Source organism: Sphingobium sp. IP1 (assembly GCF_002708645.1).
In the GTDB taxonomy this organism is placed as follows: domain Bacteria; phylum Pseudomonadota; class Alphaproteobacteria; order Sphingomonadales; family Sphingomonadaceae; genus Sphingobium; species Sphingobium yanoikuyae.
In genome coordinates this window covers 1-2317 of record NZ_NOIW01000233.1, presented here as the reverse complement: position 1 = coordinate 2317, position 2317 = coordinate 1, and the positions used below count along the sequence as shown (strand labels likewise).

At 69.0% G+C, this 2317-nt stretch carries 3 protein-coding genes; 2 read left to right on the top strand and 1 reads right to left on the bottom strand.

What is annotated here, in order from left to right:
- Nucleotides 1-40: 40 nt before the first annotated feature.
- A complete protein-coding gene (locus CG471_RS29650; protein WP_099234647.1) occupies nt 41-1216 on the top strand; it encodes an RsmB/NOP family class I SAM-dependent RNA methyltransferase in 1176 nt (391 codons plus the stop codon).
- A gap of 92 nt (nt 1217-1308) precedes the next feature.
- Complete coding sequence (locus CG471_RS29645; RefSeq protein ID WP_099234646.1) at nt 1309-1827, top strand: lipopolysaccharide assembly protein LapB; 519 nt, start codon at nt 1309-1311, stop codon at nt 1825-1827.
- 1 nt (nt 1828) lies between these two features.
- Here CG471_RS29645 and CG471_RS29640 read toward each other — a convergent pair.
- Nucleotides 1829-2317 (bottom strand): GNAT family N-acetyltransferase (locus CG471_RS29640; protein ID WP_218964305.1); only part of this gene is annotated, 489 nt, incomplete at its 5' end.

Sequence of the window (2317 nt, the reverse complement as noted above, 5' to 3'; positions counted from 1 at the left end):
CCCCCAAGCCCCTCCCTGGAAGGGAGGGGGGAAGGTATAAATGACTCCATCCGCCCGTATCCAAGCCGCGATCGACCTGCTGGACGCGATCATCGCCGCCGCCCGTGATGGCGGGCCGGCGGCGGACACGCTGATCGCGCGCTATTTCAAGGAACGGCGCTATGCCGGGTCGCGCGATCGCCGTGCGGTGCGCGACCATGTCTATGACGCGATCCGCCGCGTCGCCGATCGGCCCGAGACCGGCCGCGCGGCGATGATCGGCCTGGTCGAGGCGCAGCCCGAGTTGGCCGCGCTGTTCGACGGATCGGCCCATGCGCCGTTGTCGATCGAGCCGGGCGAAGCAGGCGCGGCAGCTGGCGCGGTGCCGGGCTGGTTGCAGTCCTTGCTGGCCGCGCCGGTGGAGCAGGATGCGCTGCTGGGCCGCGCGCCGGTGGACCTGCGCGTCAATCGACTGAAGGCGACGGTGGCGCAAGTGGCGCCCGAATTGCCGGACGCGACGCCGATCGCCGGCATAGCTGACGCGCTGCGCCTGCCCGAAGGCTATCCGGTCGAACAGAGCGAGGCGTGGAAGCGCGGCGCGGTCGAGGTGCAGGATGCTGGCAGCCAGCTGATTTCCGCGGCATGCGGGGCGCAGGCCGGCCAGACGGTGATCGACCTGTGCGCAGGGGCGGGCGGCAAGACGCTGGCGCTGGCTGCGGCGATGGGCGGCAAGGGCCGGCTGATCGCCGCCGACACGATCCGCAACCGGATCGACCGGCTGGCGCCGCGTGCCGAGCGGGCGGGCGTGACCTGTATCGAGAGGCTGCTGCTGGACCAGGGGCATGAGGCGCGCGCGCTGGCGCCGCTGGCGGGGCAGGCGGATGTCGTGCTGGTCGATGCACCCTGTTCGGGCACGGGTACCTGGCGCCGCAATCCCGAGGCGCGCTGGCGCCTGACCCAGGCGCGGCTCGACCGGCTGGTGTCGGAGCAGGCCCGGATCCTGGATTTCGCTGCGCCCTTGCTGGCGCCCGGCGGTCTGCTGGTCTATGCTACCTGTGCATTGACCGACAGAGAGGGGCGGGATCAGGTGGATGCGTTTCTGGCGCGTCAGGCCGGCTGGAGTGCCGAGCCAATCGAAGCGGATATGGGCCGCGCCCATGGCCATGGGCTGCTGCTGACGCCCGGCCATGATGGCACTGATGGCTTCTACTTCGCCCGGCTGCGGAGGACCGCCTGAAACAGGCCATGGACAAGCGCGCGCAAAATAGCGACACTTGCCCTTCGGTCTGCGGGCCTGAGTCAATGCCTGAAACATGGCTGGAGATTTTGATGCGTTTCACCCCGGCCTCGATTGCCCTTGCCGTCCTTCTGACCACCGTTTCCAGCGTGGGCCTGACCCAGCGCCCCGATACCCAGATCGAACCGCGGTCGATCGAATGGCAGAAGGCAGGCGAGGCGGCGCGCAAGGCGGGCAATCTGGCCGGTGCCACCGATGCGCTGGAAAGCGCGCTGGCGGTCGATCCGCGCAATCGCGCGGCCTATATCGAACTGGCCGAAGTGGCGCGGGCGCAGGGGCTGCAGGGCAAGGCCATCCGCCTCTACAAGGAAGCGCTGCTGCTCGACCCGACCGACGTGACCGCGATCGCCGGGCAGGGCGAGGCGATGGTGGCCAAGGGCGCGATCGCCAAGGCCAAGGAAAATCTGGCCCAGGCGCAGAATCTGTGCAAGGGCAGCTGCCCCGAGGTCGCGCAGCTCAATGCCGCGATCCAGAAGGGACCGCCGGCAGTGGCGATGACCAGCAAGGAAGCGGTGCCCGGCGCCAAGGCCAACAGCACCGATAATCCGTAATCTATCCGGCTTTCGCCGGTTCGATCGATTTTTCGTAGAAGCGCGTGTCGACCGCCATCCTGGGGAAGGCGGGCGGCAGGCCGTCGGCGTCGACCAGCCCGAACCCATTCTTCTCGTAGAAGCGATGCGCCGCCAGGAAACGGGCGGTGGTGCCGAGATAGATTTGGGCCAGCCCGCGATCAGCCGCCGCGTCGAGCAGATGGTCGAGCAGCGCCTGGGCGACGCCAGCGGCGCGGCCGCGATGGCTGGATGCCACGAACATCTTGCGCAGCGCGCCCTGACCCTGGCCGATATCCTTGAGCGCGATCGTGCCGATGATCCGGCCATCCTCCTCCGCGACCCAGAAGCCGCCGGCGCCGGGCAGGTAGAAGCCGGCTATGTCAGTGAGGTCCGGCTGGTCCGCTGCGGTGATGGCGATGCCATATTCGTCGCGCTGGATGCCAAGGATCAGGTCGAGAATGCCCGGCTGGTCGGCGGGGGCGAAGGGGCG

Coding starts and splice junctions, on each gene's coding strand:
- CG471_RS29645 (WP_099234646.1), top strand. CDS start 1,309: ATGCGTTTCACCCCGGCCTCGATTGCCCTTGCCGTCCTTCTGACCACC.
- CG471_RS29650 (WP_099234647.1), top strand. CDS start 41: ATGACTCCATCCGCCCGTATCCAAGCCGCGATCGACCTGCTGGACGCG.